This is a genomic window from Clostridium tyrobutyricum (assembly GCF_019144085.1).
Classification (GTDB): domain Bacteria; phylum Bacillota; class Clostridia; order Clostridiales; family Clostridiaceae; genus Clostridium_B; species Clostridium_B tyrobutyricum_A.
This window is the reverse complement of record NZ_JAHHUY010000067.1, coordinates 1-1,724: the sequence shown is the minus strand read 5'-3', so window position 1 is coordinate 1,724 and position 1,724 is coordinate 1. Positions and strand designations below refer to the sequence as shown.

Here is a 1,724-nt window from a genome sequence, read left to right as displayed (position 1 = left end):
CTATAAATCAAGTAAATTCTTTTTATAAGTTGAATATGACTGTCTCAATTCAGCTATTTTCTTTTCTATAATTACCTGAAGATCAGATGCTTTAGCATATTCTTTGCTTTCAACTGCTTCTTTTATTTGAGTGAACAAACTTTTTTGTGAGTAAGAATCCTTTAATAAGGCATATCTTAATTCATTTACTTTAGCCCAGTTGGCAAGATCTATATCAAGAGCCTTGTCACTGTGATGAAGTTGTTTGAAATTTCTTATTTCATCCGAATATTGATTTAAAATTCTGTGCTCTATTTCAACTGTCCATTTCTCTAAAAATGCTTCTTTAAAACTTTCTATAAATTTATCTTTTAATATACCGCCGTTTGTAAGAACTGCTTTCTTTTCAGGGTATTCTTCAAGGGCAGATAAATTCTCATATACAGTAGCAGGAGCTTTTCCATAGAGATCCTCTCTCTGTTCATCTGTATATTCTTCAAATACATCAATTTCACTTCTATAAGCTCTGTCTTTTTCAAGATAATCTGTTGTATCGCCCTGTTTCTTGGAAAGTTCAGCCAGAAGGTCATCCTCTGTCTTTCCATTTACAAGTGCATATTTTATTCCATCAAGCATTGCCATATATAGTGCACCTACAGCTATATATGTATTTGTTCCAGGGTTTGGTGCTCTTAATTCAAATCTGGTTGCAAGAGGGCTCTGAAGTTCCCTTACTACGCCTATAAGTACAGATCTGTTTCTGGATGGTACTTCTACAGAACGTCCTATGGAAGTTACTATACAAACTGGTGCTTCAAATCCAGGTTTTAATCTTCTTAAAGAATCTGTTGTTGATGAAACAAATGGATTTATAACTTCATAATTTTTAAGTATTCCCATTATAGAAGCATATCCGAATGTACTTAAGAAATGATTTTTAGTTGAAGAGAACAAGTTTAATCTCTTGCCATTTTTAAGTTTTAATGCAATACCTATATGAGTATGTTCACCACTTCCAGCGATTCCATCAACCGGTTTAGCAAGGAAAGTTACATTTAATCCATTTTCCTTAAATGTTTCTTCAATTAAGTTCTTTACAAAAGCTTCATTGTCTACGGCTTGAACTGCGGTAGAATATTTCCAGTCAATTTCAAGCTGCTCCATTATCTGATAGTTTCCATCTTTATCTATTTTAGCCTGTATTCCTCCGACTTCCTTGTGACCCATTTCAGGTTCCAGTCCATATATGTCCATTGTAGTCAGTGACTGTTCAAGTGAAGTTTTAACTGCACCTTTGGTTCTTGCCCAGTACTGTTCCTTTAAAACCTGTGAAGTGGATAGAGCTTCAACTTCAGTTTTATTGTTTGGAGTATTTACCCAGAATTCAAGTTCAGTAGCACATGTTCCAACAATATCATCTATATCTTCATATTTTATTCCAAAAGAAGACAGTGATTCAGGATACTTTTTAAATAGATCAAATAGATTGGATTTTAAGTATTCTATAGAATGTTTCAATATATATCTTGAATCTACCGTTTCATTATTGTGGTATAAAAAGCAAGGTATTCTCAAAGTTCCTACAGGTTTTCCAGTTTCTTCGTCAATATTGTCTTTATTGTAGTCTACGTACCAGTTTACATCTGTATCAGGCAGCATATCTACTTTTGCATTGTCTAAAGTTGCGATTCCAGGCAAAACTATTGAAGAACCATCTGTCTGTACAGCACCTTTTAGGAAAGCAT

Annotated in this window: 1 protein-coding gene; it reads right to left on the bottom strand. The window is 33.7% G+C overall.

The window, feature by feature from the left end; genetic code table 11:
- Positions 1-1,724: glutamine synthetase (locus KM800_RS14965; protein ID WP_217813803.1), on the bottom strand; the 1,724-nt coding region annotated here is incomplete at its 5' end.